Annotated in this window: 11 protein-coding genes, 2 rRNA genes and 3 riboswitches; of the genes, 12 read left to right on the forward strand and 1 reads right to left on the reverse strand. The window is 43.2% G+C overall.

The genetic code is table 11. From position 1 onward, the window contains the following. Window positions 1-74: 74 nt before the first annotated feature. On the reverse strand, window positions 75-944 hold the full coding sequence (locus tag QNH28_RS03135; protein WP_283910128.1) for a helix-turn-helix domain-containing protein: 870 nt from the start codon (window positions 942-944) through the stop codon (window positions 75-77). Window positions 945-1302: 358 nt separating this feature from the next. Between QNH28_RS03135 and QNH28_RS03140 the strand changes: the two genes are divergently transcribed. From QNH28_RS03140 to QNH28_RS03195, 12 genes are all read left to right on the forward strand, one after another. Next, window positions 1303-2037, forward strand: coding sequence for a CPBP family intramembrane glutamic endopeptidase (locus QNH28_RS03140; protein ID WP_283910129.1), 735 nt, complete (start codon window positions 1303-1305; stop codon window positions 2035-2037). A gap of 167 nt (window positions 2038-2204) precedes the next feature. Then, window positions 2205-2669 (forward strand): hypothetical protein, encoded by a 465-nt coding sequence (locus QNH28_RS03145; protein ID WP_283910130.1) that lies wholly within the window; start codon window positions 2205-2207, stop codon window positions 2667-2669. 187 nt (window positions 2670-2856) lie between these two features. Beyond that, a riboswitch (purine riboswitch) is annotated at window positions 2857-2956 on the forward strand. A gap of 124 nt (window positions 2957-3080) precedes the next feature. Then, complete coding sequence (locus QNH28_RS03150; RefSeq protein ID WP_283910131.1) at window positions 3081-4481, forward strand: NCS2 family permease; 1401 nt, start codon at window positions 3081-3083, stop codon at window positions 4479-4481. 155 nt (window positions 4482-4636) lie between these two features. Then, on the forward strand, window positions 4637-6616 hold the full coding sequence (locus QNH28_RS03155; protein ID WP_283910132.1) for a glycosyltransferase family 39 protein: 1980 nt from the start codon (window positions 4637-4639) through the stop codon (window positions 6614-6616). Then, a complete protein-coding gene (locus QNH28_RS03160; protein ID WP_283910133.1) occupies window positions 6613-8667 on the forward strand; it encodes a glycosyltransferase 87 family protein in 2055 nt (684 codons plus the stop codon). Before QNH28_RS03155 ends, QNH28_RS03160 begins: the two co-directional genes overlap by 4 nt. Then, window positions 8657-10435, forward strand: coding sequence for a phospholipid carrier-dependent glycosyltransferase (locus tag QNH28_RS03165; protein ID WP_283910134.1), 1779 nt, complete (start codon window positions 8657-8659; stop codon window positions 10433-10435). Before QNH28_RS03160 ends, QNH28_RS03165 begins: the two co-directional genes overlap by 11 nt. A gap of 100 nt (window positions 10436-10535) precedes the next feature. Then, window positions 10536-11516 carry a glycosyltransferase family 2 protein gene (locus QNH28_RS03170; protein WP_349655032.1) on the forward strand — a complete coding sequence of 327 codons (981 nt, stop codon included), beginning with the start codon at window positions 10536-10538 and terminating at the stop codon, window positions 11514-11516. Then, entirely contained in the window at window positions 11506-11910 is a 405-nt protein-coding gene (locus tag QNH28_RS03175) for a GtrA family protein (RefSeq protein ID WP_042184722.1), read from the forward strand. The genes QNH28_RS03170 and QNH28_RS03175 overlap by 11 nt, the downstream gene beginning before the upstream one ends. 34 nt (window positions 11911-11944) lie before the next feature. Then, window positions 11945-12595, forward strand: a complete 651-nt coding sequence (locus QNH28_RS03180) for a class D sortase (protein ID WP_283910135.1) — start codon at window positions 11945-11947, stop codon at window positions 12593-12595. 124 nt (window positions 12596-12719) lie between these two features. Next, window positions 12720-12800, forward strand: a riboswitch (cyclic di-GMP riboswitch). Between the two features lie 73 nt (window positions 12801-12873). After that, window positions 12874-12954: riboswitch (cyclic di-GMP riboswitch) on the forward strand. 13 nt (window positions 12955-12967) lie between these two features. Then, a complete protein-coding gene (locus QNH28_RS03185; protein ID WP_283910136.1) occupies window positions 12968-13777 on the forward strand; it encodes a transglutaminase-like domain-containing protein in 810 nt (269 codons plus the stop codon). A 371-nt stretch (window positions 13778-14148) separates the two neighbouring features. Beyond that, window positions 14149-15705, forward strand: a 16S ribosomal RNA gene (locus QNH28_RS03190). A 234-nt stretch (window positions 15706-15939) separates the two neighbouring features. Then, a 23S ribosomal RNA gene (locus QNH28_RS03195) occupies window positions 15940-18867 on the forward strand. The 16S and 23S rRNA genes sit together here, the layout of an rRNA operon. The last annotated feature ends 27 nt before the right edge of the window (window positions 18868-18894 follow it).

Consider the following 18894-nt stretch of genomic DNA (forward strand, 5'->3'; position numbering starts at 1 on the left):
ATTAAGTTCTACTAGATTATTAATGTATTGCCAACTAGCTGGAAAGTCTAAAATACAGTACTTTTGCTAAAAATCTATTGTAAGATCTGCGACAATATCGACTCAAATGTTTTTGCTTGATAGGATTGGTCGAGTTCATATAATACATCGATTGCGGATTGAGCGAGTGTTGTTCCTTCTTCTTTGTTGTTCCTTTTAATTTTAATCAAACCATTATAATACTTAGTTACAATCTTGAAAAATATCGTTTGATATTGATTGCTATTTTTATTTAGATCTTCGTTTAAGATCTCTGCGTAGCCTAACTCATCGTTCATTATTAATTCGTGAATCATATTTGTTAGCATTACACAAATGACATCCCGTCCTCGATCGTAGTTTTCATATTTTTTCATGGACTTGATAAGTGTCTTGAAAAGAATATCTTTCTGATTGTATTCTATGTATTCTAAAGTATTTGAGAACAACTGCATTTCTTGGAGGGTCCAAGATTGTAGATTATTGAGGTAGTTAGTGATCGTCTCGATATCTTCTACCCGAATGATATTCTTCTCAAGCGTATCAGTTACGTTGAAGTACTTTAATAATCTAATACGGGACCTTACTTCTGCTAGATGAACTTTAGAGATCAGATCCTGTCTCTGATACAGTTCTTGATATAGAGTTATTAATGCTTCTATATCATTGTTATTTGCTGCTTTGGAATATTTGTTGATAAATTCTTCATAATTAGATGGTTTATAACCTCGGTAAATATAGAAAAACTCGTCAATCTCCATCATAAGTCGATCTAAAATTTGTTCTAACAATCCTAATGAGAGATCATGGTTTCCTTTTTCAAATTCAATAGCATATGATTTCGAGATAATATTTAAATAAACTTCTTTTTGAGTTAACCCCTTATTTGTTCGGATATTTCGAATAACCTCACCGTATGTCTTCAAATCGCTCGCCTACCTTTATTTATTTATTTTCCTAAAGATGTAACTGGAGTGAATGTTGACTTGGAGATAAATCATAGAGGACTTAAAAATATAGGTTTTTATTATAATTCAGAGAGCATCCAATTTGTTTACGAAAAAATCATAATTTATAGTAGCTAGCCTTTATGATATATATATAAATTGGTGATTTTTTCGAAAAAAAAGTCCTATTTATAAGACCTTTGTCGTAATTGGACAGAAATGAAACTATGATGTAAGTACTTCAAATTGATTTTCAAAACCTGTTACAACTTAGACAGAATGATCTCCATGTTGTAGAGAGCAGAGTCTATTATTTATGGGAAGGATTTGATTTATTATGAAGAATAAAAGTGATTTTTTCAGATTTGAGCGTAAAAACGATGATTTTCCGTTCTACAGTGAACTGTCATCGCCTAGTCTAAATTTGAAGAGCAGCCTCATTTTTCTTGTTTCTGTCGCGGTTGGTTTTGCTCTGTTTCTTATTATGTTTGGAGGTCCCAATGTACAGCCCTTTATGAATGTGATTTTTCCTTTAGCAGCAGTAATCTTTGTGGCACGAAGTCAATGGACATCATTATTCAGAAAATTAGTAGCTAAAGATATTCTTTTGATTCTTGGAACTTACGTTGCGAATTTGATTGTGACAGGTATTGTCGGTTTCCTTATTACGAAATTGTTTAGTACGAGCGCTAATCCAGCAACCGATAGTTTCAATGGTAATTTTGCTGATGCAATTCCGTTCTTCTTGAGAACGATCCCGATGCTGTTTGGTGAAGAATTAATCACGATACTTCCATTCTTGGTCGTGCTATCATTTGGAGTTAAGAAACTTAAGATGAGTAGAAAGTCTGCTATAATTTTAGCCTGCATAGTTTCAGCTATTTTATTTGGCGCATATCATTTACCAACATATAATTGGAATATTGTCCAAGCTATTCTCGGTATTGGTATTGCACGGATTGTTCTGCTATATCCATATCTTAAGACTAAAAATATATGGACATCGTTTATAGTGCACGTGATGAATGACTGGACAATGTTTGCTTTGGCCTTTTGGGCATCCACTCGCTAATTTGATCTCATAGGATTTTTTGCGATAGAGTCTTATCAAAAACCTGCAACTCCTTATTGAATAAAGGGCTGCGGTTTTTTTTATTCAAAAAAATGTGATAGACGCTATATAGCTGCTCTATATGAATGTGATAAAATAGCAAAGATCTATCATAGGGAGAAATTAACATGGGGTTTTCTCTTCTCGGCACACTAATGGCATTAATCCTCCTTGCACCTAGTTTGCTAATGATTAAGTTTCCACCTGAAAATGTACCTGCTGGTGTTCGAGATGCAGGACCGGTTTTTACAATTTTCGAGAGAATAGGGCAATTGGGTTGTATAGGCATTCTTGCAATCTCAAAGGATAACTTCCAATATGTGAAATTCGGTATTCTAGCTGCCCTAATCGTCTTGTTTATCATGATTTATTATGGTCTTTGGATTCGATATATCGTTAAGGGGCAGCAATTTAAATTATTATGGGACCCTTTAGTCTTTATTCCGATCCCGATGGCAGTCATCCCAGTATGTGCATTCGGATTGGCAGCGATTTGGGGCAAATCCATTTGGTTAAGTCTTGCAGTAGTGTGTTTAGCGATAGGGCATTTAGCTAATTCTTGGCATAGTTATAAGTACACTAAAGATCAATAACTAGAAACATAGTCAAATATACCCATACGAAAAGTGATTGAATAGTTAATAAGCTGCACAACTAGAAGGGGTTTGACGATAGATAAAAGCATGAAATTGTGTGATTTACGAACAATGGAAAAAATAAAGTCGAAAATGTTCGCTTTTTATCATTGACAACTTATGTGGTATCCACCTAAAATGATAGAGCACAACAACATAATTCTTTCGTATATTTCCGGGAATTGGCCTGGAAGTTTCTACGAGGTCACCGTAATGACCTAGCTACGATTAAGAAGAGCAGAGCAACCCCGCATTGTCCTTGATTTAGGACTATGGTCATGGGGGACTACTCTTTTTTTCGAGCCGGTGTCTAACAGATACCGGCTTTTTGTTGCTGTCAGCCACAACATACCTTAGGGGGAGAACAATTTGAATCGGTTTTTCAAGTTGAAAGAGAACGGCACTACAGTACGTACAGAGATCATGGCGGGCTTGACCACGTTCATGGCAATGGCTTACATCTTGTCGGTTAATCCGAGTACTTTAACAGCATTTGGCCGTATTGATATGGGCTGGTACTCTGTATTTCTAGCGACGGCGCTGGCAGCAGGTATTTTCACCATCGCAATGGGCGTGTTCATAAACTTTCCAGTGGCATTGGCACCTGGTATGGGACTTAACGCATATTTTGCTTCCGTAATTCTATCTTCCGCCACATCAGAGCATCCATTCACTTGGCAAATGGGTCTGACAGCCGTATTTATTTCCGGTTTGATCTTTATCTTGCTAACTGTAACTCGAGTACGGCAGATCTTACTAACTGCAATCCCTGATAGCTTGAAGCATGCAATTACAGTAGGTATCGGGATGTTTATTACGATCCTTGGTCTTAAGAACAGTGGACTCATGACGATTGGTGTTGAAGCTGGTAAAGACATTCCTGCTAACACATTCACGGATGTCCTTTCCTTTGAAACTATCATTCATATGGGTAGCCTAGAGAATACGAATGTCCAATTGGTAATTATCGGTCTTCTTCTAATCTCCATCTTGATGGTACTGAACGTTAAAGGCGCAATTTTGTTTGGTATCTTGGGAACAACTGTCGCTGGTATGTTGATGGGCGTAGTTGATTTCAGCGCACTGTCCAGTCCGGCAACGCCTTGGGTTCCTGACTTCACGCAATTGAACTTTTTCCAATTTGACTGGGATGGTATCCTGCACACAGGTATCGTTTCGGCAATCGCAACTTTCACCTTTGTAGAGTTGTTTGATACATTTGGTACGCTTGTAGGTACGGCTCAACGCGCAGGTATTATGGATAACCCTGAAGAAGGTAATAGACGTGTAGGTAATGCAATGTTTGTCGATGCAGTTGCTGTAGCAGGTGGTGCTGCACTGGGTACTTCTACTACTACTGCTTTTGTAGAAAGCGCGGCAGGTGTTGCTGAGGGTGGACGTACAGGTCTGACAGCTGTAACAACGGGTGTATGTTTCTTGCTTGCCTTATTCCTTGCTCCAGTCGTTGCTCTTATTCCTGGATCTGCTACAGCCGCAGCATTGATCGTCGTAGGTGTGCTGATGGCACAATCGATCCGTCAAATTGATTTTCAAGATATGGTTGTTGCAATTCCAGCATTCCTGACTCTTGTTATCATGCCTTTCACTTATAATATTGCTAACGGTATCTCCTTTGGTATCGTAACTTATGTAATCCTTGCTTCTGTAGCTAACCTTGCGGGTAAGAAGAAATACGATATTCACTGGATGATGTGGGTACTAGCGATCCTGATTGTTCTCCGTTATGTATTTCTTGGTAGTGAGGGCTAATATATATAGAGAGTATAGATGTGCATTCAGCGGCTCCCTCATAACAGAGGGGGCTATTTTTTTTATTTTCGATTATGTATTCTCCTGTTTAACTTGTTGTACGTTCTGCCTTTCCATCATCCAATATTTAGATTATATTGTTGAAGAGGTGATGAATGTTGTCCACAAAGTTTAGCAATTGGTATTCTTATTTCAAGAACAATCCTTGGCCGCTCTTATTGTTTTTGCTGGGGGCTGTAATTCGTATTCTTTACTTTGGTTCTATCCCAGGTGGATTAAATCAGGATGAGGCATCTATAGGTTATGATGCTTACGCTATCCTTCATTATGGAATAGACCGCAATGGTATTCATTTACCTATTCACCTCATTGCTTGGGGAAGCGGGCAGAATGCACTTTACGCTTATTTATCAATGCCCTTCATATTAATGTTCGGACTCACTTCAATGTCTATACGAGCGGTTAGCTTAATCATGGGTCTCCTGGGTATGCTCGTATTCTATCTTCTTTCCAAAGAGCTGTTTAATTCCAGAACTGCCGGTATTGCTGCCATGTTTTTTATCGCAATTAATCCTTGGCATATTATGATGTCAAGATGGGCACTGGAATCCAATTTATTTCCCACAATGATTTTGCTCTCCGTTTATATGTTACTTAAGTCCTTTCAAACTCCTAAGTGGTTTTACGGATTTACTCTTGCGCTTGCTCTTTCACTGTATGCTTATGGTACTTCCTATTTTTTTGTGCCGATATTTGCTTTAGGTACTGGAATTCTTCTATTCTATAAAAGGGCATTACAGCTTCGGACCATTCTATGGAACATTGCGCTGTTTATCTTGTTGGCACTGCCAATATTCTTATTTGTTGTGATCAATCGATTGTCGCTAGAAGGGATTTCTACTCCGATCTTCTCTATTCCGAAATTGACAACACCGCGAATGGATCAGGTAACATCGATATTCGGTGGGCAACTATTACATACGGCTTTAAGTAATTTTCAGGAATTCATGAAAATATTGATTAGTGGATCAGATGGATTGCTTTGGAATTCGATTTCACCTTATGGCTATGCTTATCCTATCGCGTTACCTTTTGTAATTATAGGGCTTATAGTTATGTTAAGAACATTAAGGAACCGTGGTCATGAGCAAACAGGATTGATCGTTGTGTTGCTTTGGTTTTTTGTGTCGGTGCTGATGGCCTTTGTTACGAATGTAAATATTAATCGCATTAATGTTATTTTTTATCCAATTATTTTACTGATTGTTGCAGGGTTTATATGGTTGATCCAGAAAGTGAAAGCATTGGGAATTCTTTCGGCGATAACCTTCAGCTTGTTTTTTGTTCTATTCTCTACAGTTTATTTCCGTGATTATCCTAAAGAGATAGGACCAGCTTTCTATGAATCTTTCGGTGAGGCTATACAATATGCTTCTGAAGAGAGTGCTGGGAACATCTACGTAACTGATAAAGTTAATATGCCTTATATTTATGTCCTTTTTTATGAGCAGATTAATCCCCATGATTTCTTAGCAACCGTTAATTATTCTAATCCTGGAGGTGCATTTCAGCAGGTATCTTCCTTTGGAAAATATAGATTTGGAAATTCAAGCATAGTTCCGGGAGAGGCAGTGACATATATTTTTTGGAATGGTGATGCCATTCCTGCTGAAAGCGATAATTATACGGTTAAACGGTTTGCCAACTACACGGTTGTGAAGGCTATGACTGGAGAAGTAGAGGGAATCTCGGAATTTACAAATGGAGGATTTGAAGAGGGGATATCAGGCTGGAACTTTTCATCCGGTACGGGTGTGGCGACTAATAATCCCTATAATGGAAGTTATTTGGCCTATCTTGATCCGGGATTTGACAAAACCATTACACAATCTATCAGAATAGCAGAACCTGGAGAATATAAGCTTGGTATAATGGTTAGTGCCGGTGGAGAAGAAGGAAGAGTTGGCGTCCGAGTTAATGGCGTAGTGCGGGCGGAGACGAAAATACCTGCTAGTGAGGTTTATCAAGAGCTTACACTTCCAATGGTATCTATCGGTCAGAATGAACAAACTGAAATTTTTATTAATGGCGGTAAAGGCTGGATTAATATAGACGAGGTGAGGTTGGAACGATGATCAAGAGTACACGTACGGCCGCAATGACTGTATTGATGCTGTTATTGTTTTTGCTTCCTGTAACAAGCATTTATGCAGATGGGAATCTATTGCAGAACCCTGGATTTGAGGAGGGAGGAGAGGATGCTCCTTCTAACTGGACTAAGGATATGTGGATTTCAGGAGACAACTCTGGCCTACTTTCAATCCAATCGGACGAGGTTCACTCCGGTAGTAAAGCTGCAGTCATTGAGAATATCGAACCCAATCATTTGAAATGGGTGCAGACGATTAAGGCAACACCGGACAGCTATTATAAAATCTCTGGATGGATCAAAGTAGTAAGTACCGCAGGCGAAGGAATGGGCGCCAATATACTTGCCGTTGGAGTAGGTGGGGGTTATCCAAGTGTAACGGATACGGCGGGAGAGTGGCAGTATCTTGAATACATAGGTCAGACAGGACCTAAGCAGAAAGAATTCGGCATAGGTGCAAGTTTGGGAGGCTACTCCAGCTTGATTCAAGGTAAGGCTTATTTTGATGATTTGTCTGTAGAAAAATTAGAGGCTGCTCCCGAAGGAGCCAACGTCATTTCTCTGGACAGTGCAGCAGTTAGTCAGGGTGCTGGTGACAAAAAAGCGGACGCCCCACATAAAGTATCTCCAACCAAGATGCTGCTGATCTCAGCGCTTTTCAGTGTGTTTTTTGCAGTGCTTTATACCAAGGCATTCCGCAGTGAGAAGCTTATGAAGCAACCTGAGAATGTCTATTCCAAATGGCTGAGCATAGCCATCGGAATTGCTTTTATCCTAAGGGTCTGGATTGGTCTGACTGCTCAAGGCTATCAGAATGACATGAATACCTTTATCGCGTGGGGCCAGCGTATGGTTGATTTAGGTCCAGGCAAGTTTTATGAAGAAGGGTATTTTGCTGATTATCCACCTGGTTATTTGTACATTTTGTACATGCTTAGTCTTATTCGTGGTGTATTTGGCTTTGCACATGGTTCGGGCGGAGAGAATTTGCTGTTCAAACTACCAGCGATTATTTCTGATTTAGTGCTGGGTTACTTCATATATCAAATGTCCCGCAAAAAACTCGGCTCAGGGATCGCCTTTGGCTTAATGCTATTATTTCTGTTTAATCCGGCGGTCCTTGTTAATTCAGCGGCGTGGGGACAAGCGGATTCGTTCTTTTTGATTTTCCTGTTGCTTAGTATTCATGGTGCTGCGAACAAAAAGTTTGTTCAATCCGCGATTTTGTTTGCACTAGCAACTTTAGTTAAACCACAAGCGTTAATATTTACACCGGTATTGATGTTTGCTTTCTATCATCACCGGGCTTGGAAGCAGCTTGGATTTGGAGCTTTGTATGGATTAGGAATATTCGGATTGCTGGCGGCACCATTTTTCTGGAATAACGGTGGTTTAGTTGGCCTTATTAATCTGTATAAGAGTACGTTATCTTCCTATCCCTATTCTTCTGTGAATGCATTTAATCTATATGCACTGACTGACCCGATGTGGTCATCTCTAGATCTGACTTGGTTAGGTATCACTTACCGTGTATGGGGCTTCATATTTATTTTAGTGGCAGTAGCCGTAGCAACATTTTATTCCTTTAAAAAGGATCGTTTGGACCTGTCCAAATCCTACTTTATCGGTATGGCACTCATTGTAGTAGTCTTTGTGCTCGGAACCAAAATGCATGAACGCTATATGTTCCCTGCTGTTATTCTCTGTATGTTCACTTATATAGCAAGTCGGGATCGTAGGTTTTTATTCCTATTCCTTGGATTCAGCTTAACGCAGTATATCAATGTGGCTTATACGTTGACCCATCTAAATGCAGGTGTAAATCCAGGTGCTGATGGAATCGTTTTGGTCACCTCTATTGCTAACCTATCATTATTGCTATACATGCTCTACATCGGTTACGACGTGTATGTTCGTGGGGGAGTAAAACCTCTTCCAGCACCACCAACACCTGAAGAAAAATATCAAGAAGACCTTAAAGTTGTCGAGCAAATAAGACCGCACCAGAAGGGAGGGAGATTGAGCGATGAAGTTTAAGCGTATAGATTGGATATGTATACTTGCAATTACTGCCGTTTACGCGGCGATTGCTTTATACAATCTTGGATCTACTAAATCTCCGGAGACATTATGGGAGCCAGCTGCCAGCGGTGAAAGCTTTTATGTAGATCTAGGACAGAGCAAACAATTGGAACGAGTGAATATCTTCGGTGGTGTAGGTACCGGGAAGTTTAAGCTCGAATTCAGTGAATCCCCTGATGTCTGGAGTAATCCGCTAGATGTGAGCGAGGATGTTGGGAATGTCTTCATCTGGAAAAGCCAACCTCTGAACGTTGCGGCAAGATACGTGAAGTTTACAGTCACCTCTCCAGGGTTCACTTTAAATGAAATGGCCTTTTATGAGCAGGGAGGCGAAAGAGTGCCTCTTCCTATAGGGGGTGTAACACCGGATGCTAATGCAGTTGCTAAAAGAGGAGAGCCTGCCAATCTTTTTGACGAGCAGTCACTCGTCCCTGAATACTCTAACTTTATGAACAGCACTTATTTTGACGAGATCTATCATGCACGAACGGCTTATGAATATACACATGGGATTGTGCCTTACGAGAACACGCATCCACCGCTCGGCAAGCTATTGATCGCAGTTGGGATGGAACTGTTCGGAGTCAATCCATTCGGCTGGCGTATTATCGGAACATTGTTCGGGATAGCGATGCTGCCTCTCATTTATGTAATGGCACTACGTCTCTTTAAAAAGAGTAAATACGCAGCACTTGCAGCTGGGTTGTTCGCACTGGATTTCATGCATTTCACACAAACAAGAATCTCTACGATCGATGTATACGGAGTATTCTTCATCATGTTAATGTTTTATTTCATGCAGCGATATTACACGATGAACTTCTTCAGGCAGCCCTTAAGAAAAACACTAATTCCGCTATTCTGGTCCGGTCTATTCTTCGGAATTGGTGTCGCCTCCAAGTGGATTGTACTGTACGGAGGAGCTGGGCTGGCCATTATGCTAGCTATCTCGCTCTTCGAGCGTTACAGAGAATACCAAGCTTCGGGACGGTTGCTCGCGGAAGGGAAGATCAAAGACAAGGAACTGCTAGGCACCTGTCGCGAAGCCGTAAATTCCTTCTGGAAGAATACCATCATTACCTTAGCTAGTTGTGTTGCATTCTTCGTAATCATACCGGTCATTATTTATAGTTTATCTTTTGTTCCTGGTTTATCTGCATCCGCAGAGGGCTTTACTATAAAAGGCTTGATTGATTCCCAAAAGAATATGTACAACTACCACAGTCAGCTTGTAGCTACACATCCTTTTGCGTCCTCCTGGTGGCAATGGCCGTTTATGAAGAGACCTGTTTGGTTCTTCAGTGGCAGTGAAGGATTACCGGCAGGTCAGGTCAGCAGTATTGTGACTATGGGGAATCCGCTTATTTGGTGGACTGGTATTTTTGCAATGCTGGCAACGCTGTGGATTACGCTGAAACGCAAAGATAAGAACCTGTATATGATCTGGATCGCCTTTTTCTCACAGTATGTTCCGTGGATGCTTGTCCCAAGGGAAACCTTTATCTACCATTATTTTGCTATGGTACCTTTTATGATTCTTGGTATTGTATATATAATGAAGTTACTAGATAGTAAATATCCTGAAGCTCGTTACGTTCGTTATGTCTATGTGGCTGTTGCTTTACTGCTGTTTATCGCGTTCTACCCAGTCCTATCAGGGATGCAGGTTAGCGGAGATTATGTGAAGAACATGCTACGTTGGTTCCCTTCTTGGGTTTTCTAGATTTATTAAAAAGTATCTATAACAATAAGTTTATGCTCACAGCGTTATTATGAAGAATATTAAGATGTAACGCTCCATAAAGCTTTTAGGAGGAATAAAGGTGAAAGCCAGATATAGTGTAATTGTACCCATGTTCAATGAGGAGCAAGTAATTAGCGTTACTTATGAACGTTTGAAAAAAGTAATGGACGAATGCGGCGATACTTATGAGCTAGTCTTCGTAAATGACGGAAGTCGTGATCGTTCGGCCCAGATGATTCGGGAGATCAGTGATCGGGATGAATGCGTCAAGCTAATTGACTTCTCGCGTAATTTCGGACATCAGGTAGCGATTACAGCTGGCATGGACTATGCAGAAGGTCAAGCGGTCGTTGTTATTGACGCTGACCTTCAAGATCCACCAGAGGTCATTTTGCAAATGATCGAGAAGTGGAAAGAGGGCTATGATGTTGTGTATGCGAAGCGTCTGAAGCGCCGTGGAGAAACGATGTTCAAAAAGGTAACGGCTAAGCTCTTCTATCGGTTGCTCAGCAGCATGACAAGTGTAGACATTCCTACGGATACAGGTGATTTCCGTCTTATTGATCGTAAGGTATGTGATGTCTTGCGGGGGCTTAAGGAAAAAAATCGGTATGTCAGAGGTTTGGTAAGCTGGGTCGGCTTTAAGCAGACGATGGTGGAATATGAGCGGGAAGAACGTTTTGCAGGAGAAACCAAGTATCCTCTCAAGAAAATGATTCGTTTTGCGCTGGATGGGATCACTTCCTTTTCGCATAAGCCACTTAAGATTGCTACGTATGTCGGATTCTTTCTTTCCTTCTCTAGCTTTCTCTATTTATTCTTCGTATTGTTTCAAAGAATCTTCTTCACCTCATGGACGGTTCCAGGCTGGGCTTCCATTGTAGGGGTCAATTTGCTCTTTAACGGTATTGTTCTGATGCTGTTAGGTGTAATCGGAGAGTATATCGGACGGATTTATGACGAGTCTAAGGATAGACCGTTGTATATTGTCAGTGAGACTATAGGATATCGTAACGAAGAAGAAGTAGATCGCCGGAAGGATTACAAAGATGTCAGATAAGAACTTTCGGACTGCATTCATACAGTTTCTCAAATTTAATGCTGTAGGTCTGGTAAATACCCTCATTGATTTCGTAATTTTCACATTACTGAACTCACTTGGGATGGTATATGCGTTAGCACAGGTGATTTCTTATAGTGCAGGAACAGCGAACAGCTTTATTTTGAATAAAAAAGTAACCTTCAAGGATCGTGATCGTGGCAATAAAGAGGGTTTTGATAAGACGCAGTTGTTGAAGTTTATCGTACTGAACCTGGTAGTGCTAGGAATATCGCTGTTGCTAATGCATCTGTTGACTGACAAACTAGGCATTCAAGTGTTGATCTCTAAGGTACTAGTAACGTTTGTGACGGTGATCATTAACTTCTTCGGAAGTCGGAAATGGGTATTCTAAAGTTCAGTAGAACCAATCCACGGAGGTGAAAATCATGCGTAAATTCTCGTATGTGCTCATACTGGCTGGGATCCTTATCATGCTCTATCCAAAAGCTAACGAATGGTATAACGACTGGCAGCAGGATAAGCTATTAGAATCGGCTGAACTGAGGACCAGTGAAAGTACTCCACCACCTGATCTGAAGAGCAGATATGCCGAGGTCACTCAGCTACTAGCGGAGGAATCAGCTCTAGATGCACAAGCACAGCCGCAAGAAACAGAAAAGCCAGAACCGGAAATTGAAGTGGGTGGCAAAGTCATCGCATTAATTCAGATCGATAAGATCGATCTGAAGCTGCCTGTATTAGAAGGGGCTACTAAAGCGAATATGAAGCATGCTGCGGCCCATATGAAAGAAACGACTCCAATTGGAGAAATAGGGAACGCCGCAATAGCTGCACATAGAGCTAGAACTGCGGGCAGATTGTTTAACAGATTGAATGAGGTTGTTATTGGGGATACGATTACGGTAAAGACTAGCGATCAGACTTATAATTACGAGGTTTATGATATTTCTGTTGTACTTCCTAGTGATGTGTCTGTTCTAGACGGGAATAACAAGGATAAAATTCTTACTCTAATTACGTGTGACCCACTAGTAGATCCTACACATCGCTTGATTGTTCATGCCAAACTTTTCTAATAACAGATGAGAAATGACAAGAGAATTTAAATACAGAGAAATAACTATAAAATAATAGCAAATCTAGCAATTTTGTTCTTGTTTAAGAGGATAAATATGGTAGTATAAGACTATAAAAGCTAAACACGATAAACGGCAAACCTATCGAAAGGTAGGGACGCAAAGCTAAAGGGCCTTCCCGAAAGGATGGCAGCCAGTTACCGAATGAAGAGGCTTTTTTTGTTTGTTTTAAATGGATTCTATTAATTTGTCTAGTGAAATTAGGACAGATAGAGCTTATACGATAACGGCAAACCTATCGAAAGGTAGGGACGCAAAGCTAAAGGGCCTTCCCGAAAGGATGGCAGCCAGCTACCGAAAGGGGTTTTATCCGTGAAAAAGGTTTATTTTATGATGGTCGCGCTGTTCGTACTGATTACTGCGGTTCCGGTAAGCACAGCTCAAGCCGCAAGTGTAGATGCGGGCTGGTTGATTACATCGAAAGTGGCTCAAGGTGTTATTGGGATTAACTATGATATTCCGAAAGATAAAAGAATCAAACTCATGATCACTAAAGACAACAGCAGCTATACATATAACTTATATGCTTCTGGACAAGCTGAGGACTTCCCTTTACAACAAGGTAATGGTACTTATAAGGTTTCTGTTCTTGAGAACACAACCGGTAATAAATACAAAGCGTTATATTCCGAAGTAGTAGATGTAACCATGAGTGACTCGAATTCCGTATATTTGGGCTCCGTACAGAATGTGAAATGGAGTTCTTCAGATAAAGCGATCCTTAAGGCCAAAGAGCTTACAAAAGGCAAAACAACAGATGAAGAGAAAGTTAAGGCAATCTATAACTATGTAGTTGCTAATGTACAATACGACTATTCTCTTGCTAATAACGTAACAACTGATTACATTCCGAACATTAACAACACTTTGAATACTAAAAAAGGAATCTGCTATGATTATGCTTCCCTTTTTGCCGCAATGCTGCGTAGTGTAGATGTGCCTGCTAAATTGGTGATGGGAAACACTAGCTACGTTACGCAATACCATGCATGGAATGAAGTATTGATGGATGGAAAATGGGTTACTATTGATACCACGGTGGATGCTTCGGCAGCGAAGAGTAAGAAGGATACGGATTTTATTAAGGCTTCTAGTAAATATACCGCAGCAAAATACTATTAATTTGCATAGCTAGAATCATAACTCTATTAAATAAACAACCAGCTTAATAATTAAGCTGGTTGTTTATTTTTCTATTAGGGGTTGCTTTTCTATGAATAGATAGGTTATTATAGTTAAGCGTTGTTAGACAGCGTACAGGCAATGTTTGAGAGAGTTACATAAACGGCTTTCGAAAAATAAAGCTTGCATTACTGAGAACAACATGATATATTATAAGAGTTGCTGCTGAGACATTAAACGGCGCCAACGAGAACTTGATCTTTGAAAACTGAACAACGAGTGAGTAGGAAATCACGAAAGTGAAATCCAAAATTAGAGAATTAATTTTCTCGTCAGATGTTTCAAAATGAGCATATCGCTCTTTTCAATACTAATTGGAGAGTTTGATCCTGGCTCAGGACGAACGCTGGCGGCGTGCCTAATACATGCAAGTCGAGCGGAGTTACTTTGAAAGCTTGCTTTCAAAGTAACTTAGCGGCGGACGGGTGAGTAACACGTAGGCAACCTGCCCCTTAGACTGGGATAACTACCGGAAACGGTAGCTAATACCGGATAATTTCTTTTTTCTCCTGAAGGAAGAATCAAAGACGGAGCAATCTGTCACTGAGGGATGGGCCTGCGGCGCATTAGCTAGTTGGTGGGGTAACGGCCCACCAAGGCGACGATGCGTAGCCGACCTGAGAGGGTGAACGGCCACACTGGGACTGAGACACGGCCCAGACTCCTACGGGAGGCAGCAGTAGGGAATCTTCCGCAATGGACGAAAGTCTGACGGAGCAACGCCGCGTGAGTGATGAAGGTTTTCGGATCGTAAAGCTCTGTTGCCAGGGAAGAACGTCCGGTAGAGTAACTGCTATCGGAGTGACGGTACCTGAGAAGAAAGCCCCGGCTAACTACGTGCCAGCAGCCGCGGTAATACGTAGGGGCAAGCGTTGTCCGGAATTATTGGGCGTAAAGCGCGCGCAGGCGGTCATTTAAGTCTGGTGTTTAAACCTTGGGCTCAACCTAAGGTCGCACTGGAAACTGGGTGACTTGAGTACAGAAGAGGAAAGTGGAATTCCACGTGTAGCGGTGAAATGCGTAGATATGTGGAGGAACACCAGTGGCGAAGGCGACTTTCTGGGCTGTAACTGACGCTGAGGCGCGAAAGCGTGGGGAGCAAACAGGATTAGATACCCTGGTAGTCCACGCCGTAAACGATGAGTGCTAGGTGTTAGGGGTTTCGATACCCTTGGTGCCGAAGTTAACACAGTAAGCACTCCGCCTGGGGAGTACGGTCGCAAGACTGAAACTCAAAGGAATTGACGGGGACCCGCACAAGCAGTGGAGTATGTGGTTTAATTCGAAGCAACGCGAAGAACCTTACCAGGTCTTGACATCCCTCTGAATCTGCTAGAGATAGCAGCGGCCTTCGGGACAGAGGAGACAGGTGGTGCATGGTTGTCGTCAGCTCGTGTCGTGAGATGTTGGGTTAAGTCCCGCAACGAGCGCAACCCTTAACTTTAGTTGCCAGCAAGTAATGTTGGGCACTCTAGAGTGACTGCCGGTGACAAACCGGAGGAAGGTGGGGATGACGTCAAATCATCATGCCCCTTATGACCTGGGCTACACACGTACTACAATGGCCGGTACAACGGGAAGCGAAGCCGCGAGGTGAAGCCAATCCCATCAAAGCCGGTCTCAGTTCGGATTGCAGGCTGCAACTCGCCTGCATGAAGTCGGAATTGCTAGTAATCGCGGATCAGCATGCCGCGGTGAATACGTTCCCGGGTCTTGTACACACCGCCCGTCACACCACGAGAGTTTACAACACCCGAAGTCGGTGGGGTAACCCGCAAGGGAGCCAGCCGCCGAAGGTGGGGTAGATGATTGGGGTGAAGTCGTAACAAGGTAGCCGTATCGGAAGGTGCGGCTGGATCACCTCCTTTCTATGGAGAATCGTTTCCTGCAATGGAAACATTCAAATCGGAAGTTAAACTTCCAAATCTCAGGTTTAGGCCTGTTACTCACTCGTTGCTCAGTTTTGAGAGTTTAAGCTCTCAAGTAAGACTTGATCCTTGAAAACTGGATACCGAAACGAATTTGCGTTTTAGAACATCTTTTAGCAACTTGTGCAAACAAGTAAATGTTATTAGTGAGATTTTTGTCGAAAGAGAAATCAAGGTTAAGCTAATAAGAGCACACGGAGGATGCCTAGGCGCCAGGAGCCGACGAAGGACGTGGCGAACAACGAAACTGCCTCGGGGAGCTGTAAGCAAGCTTTGATCCGGGGGTGTCCGAATGGGGAAACCCAGCTGTGGTAATTCGCAGTTACTCATTTCTGAATACATAGGAAATGTAGAGGCAGACCAGGGGAACTGAAACATCTAAGTACCCTGAGGAAGAGAAAACAATAGTGATTCCGTCAGTAGCGGCGAGCGAACGCGGAACAGCCTAAACCTAAGAGCTTGCTCTTAGGGGTTGTGGGACGTCTCACATGGAGTTACAAAGGAATATGGTAGGCGAAGAGGTCTGGAAAGGCCCGCGATAGAGGTAAAAGCCCTGTAGCCTAAACTGTGTTCTCTCCGAGACGGATCCCGAGTAGTGCGGGGCACGTGAAACCCCGTATGAATCCAGCAGGACCATCTGCTAAGGCTAAATACTACCTGGCGACCGATAGTGAAACAGTACCGTGAGGGAAAGGTGAAAAGCACCCCGGAAGGGGAGTGAAATAGAACCTGAAACCGTGTGCTTACAAAAAGTCAGAGCCCTATTCATGGGTGATGGCGTGCCTTTTGTAGAATGAACCGGCGAGTTACGTTTAACATGCAAGGTTAAGCCGAGAAGGTGGAGCCGCAGCGAAAGCGAGTCTGAATAGGGCGATTTAGTATGTGGACGTAGACCCGAAACCGTGTGATCTACCCCTGTCCAGGGTGAAGGTGCGGTAACACGCACTGGAGGCCCGAACCCACGTACGTTGAAAAGTGCGGGGATGAGGTGGGGGTAGCGGAGAAATTCCAATCGAACTCGGAGATAGCTGGTTCTCCCCGAAATAGCTTTAGGGCTAGCCTCGGTATAAGAGTAGTGGAGGTAGAGCACTGATTGGGTGCGGGGTCCGCAAGGATTACCAAGCTCAGTCAAACTCCGAATGCCATATACTTATTGCCGGGAGTCAGACAGTGAGTGCTAAGATCCATTGTCAAAAGGGAAACAGCCCAGACCATCAGCTAAGGTCCCCAAGTGTGTGTTAAGTGGGAAAGGATGTGGAGTTGCACAGACAACCAGGATGTTGGCTTAGAAGCAGCCACCATTGAAAGAGTGCGTAATAGCTCACTGGTCGAGTGACTCTGCGCCGAAAATGTAACGGGGCTAAACACACCACCGAAGCTATGGCTAGATACGTATGTATCTGGGGTAGGGAGCGTTGTATGTGGGTTGAAGGTGTACCGTAAGGAGCGCTGGACAGCATACAAGTGAGAATGCCGGTATGAGTAACGAAAAGATCAGTGAGAATCTGATCCGCCGAAAGCCCAAGGTTTCCTGAGGAAGGCTCGTCCGCTCAGGGTAAGTCGGGACCTAAGGCGAGGCCGAAAGGCGTAGTCGAAGGACAACAGTTTGAAATTACTGTACCACCGTAATCCGCTATGAGCGATGGGGTGACGCAGGAGGGTAGTGACGCGGACTGATGGATATGTCCGTCTAAGCAGTGAGGCTGATGTGTAGGCAAATCCGCACATCGTTAAGGCTGGGCTGTGATGGGGAGCGAAAATTGTAGTAGCGAAGGTCATGATCTCACACTGCCAAGAAAAGCCTCTAGCCAGGAGAAGGTGCCCGTACCGCAAACCGACACAGGTAGGCGAGAAGAGAATTCTAAGGCGCGCGGAAGAACTCTCGTTAAGGAACTCGGCAAAATGACCCCGTAACTTCGGGAGAAGGGGTGCCCCGGTAGTGTGAATAGCACGAGGGGGCCGCAGTGAAAAGGCCCAAGCGACTGTTTAGCAAAAACACAGGTCTGTGCGAAGCCGCAAGGCGAAGTATACGGGCTGACGCCTGCCCGGTGCTGGAAGGTTAAGGGGAGTGGTTAGGGGTAACCCGAAGCTATGAACCGAAGCCCCAGTAAACGGCGGCCGTAACTATAACGGTCCTAAGGTAGCGAAATTCCTTGTCAGGTAAATTCTGACCCGCACGAATGGCGTAACGACTTGGGCGCTGTCTCAACGAGAGATCCGGTGAAATTTTAATACCTGTGAAGATGCAGGTTACCCGCGACAAGACGGAAAGACCCCATGGAGCTTTACTGCAGCTTGATATTGAATTTGGGTACGATCTGTACAGGATAGGTGGGAGCCGTAGAAATCGGAGCGCAAGCTTCGGTGGAGGCGCCGTTGGGATACCACCCTGATCGTATCTAGGTTCTAACCTAGTGCCCTTATCGGGTACGGGGACCGTGTCAGGCGGGCAGTTTGACTGGGGCGGTCGCCTCCTAAAGAGTAACGGAGGCGTTCCAAGGTTCCCTCAGAATGGTTGGAAATCATTCGAAGAGTGCAAAGGCATAAGGGAGCTTGACTGCGAGACCTACAAGTCGAGCAGGGACGAAGAGTCGGACTTAGTGATCCGGTGGTACCGCATGGAAGGGCCATCGCTCAACGGATAAAAGCTACCCTGGGGATAACAGGCTTATCTCCCCCAAGAGTCCACATCGACGGGGAGGTTTGGCACCTCGATGTCGGCTCATCGCATCCTGGGGCTGAAGTAGGTCCCAAGGGTTGGGCTGTTCGCCCATTAAAGCGGTACGCGAGCTGGGTTCAGAACGTCGTGAGACAGTTCGGTCCCTATCTGTCGTGGGCGCAGGAAATTTGAGAGGAGCTGTCCTTAGTACGAGAGGACCGGGATGGACGTACCGCTGGTGCACCAGTTGTTTCGCCAGAAGCATGGCTGGGTAGCTACGTACGGACGGGATAAGCGCTGAAAGCATCTAAGCGTGAAGCCCCCTCAAGATGAGATTTCCCAATTAGTAAGACCCCTTGAAGACGACGAGGTAGATAGGTTGGAGGTGGAAGTGCAGTAATGCATGGAGCTGACCAATACTAATCGGTCGAGGGCTTATCCTATACTTAGAACGCAAATTCAATTCGGAT

The sequence above is a fragment of the Paenibacillus sp. G2S3 genome, assembly GCF_030123105.1.
Classification (GTDB): Bacteria; Bacillota; Bacilli; order Paenibacillales; family Paenibacillaceae; genus Paenibacillus_AQ.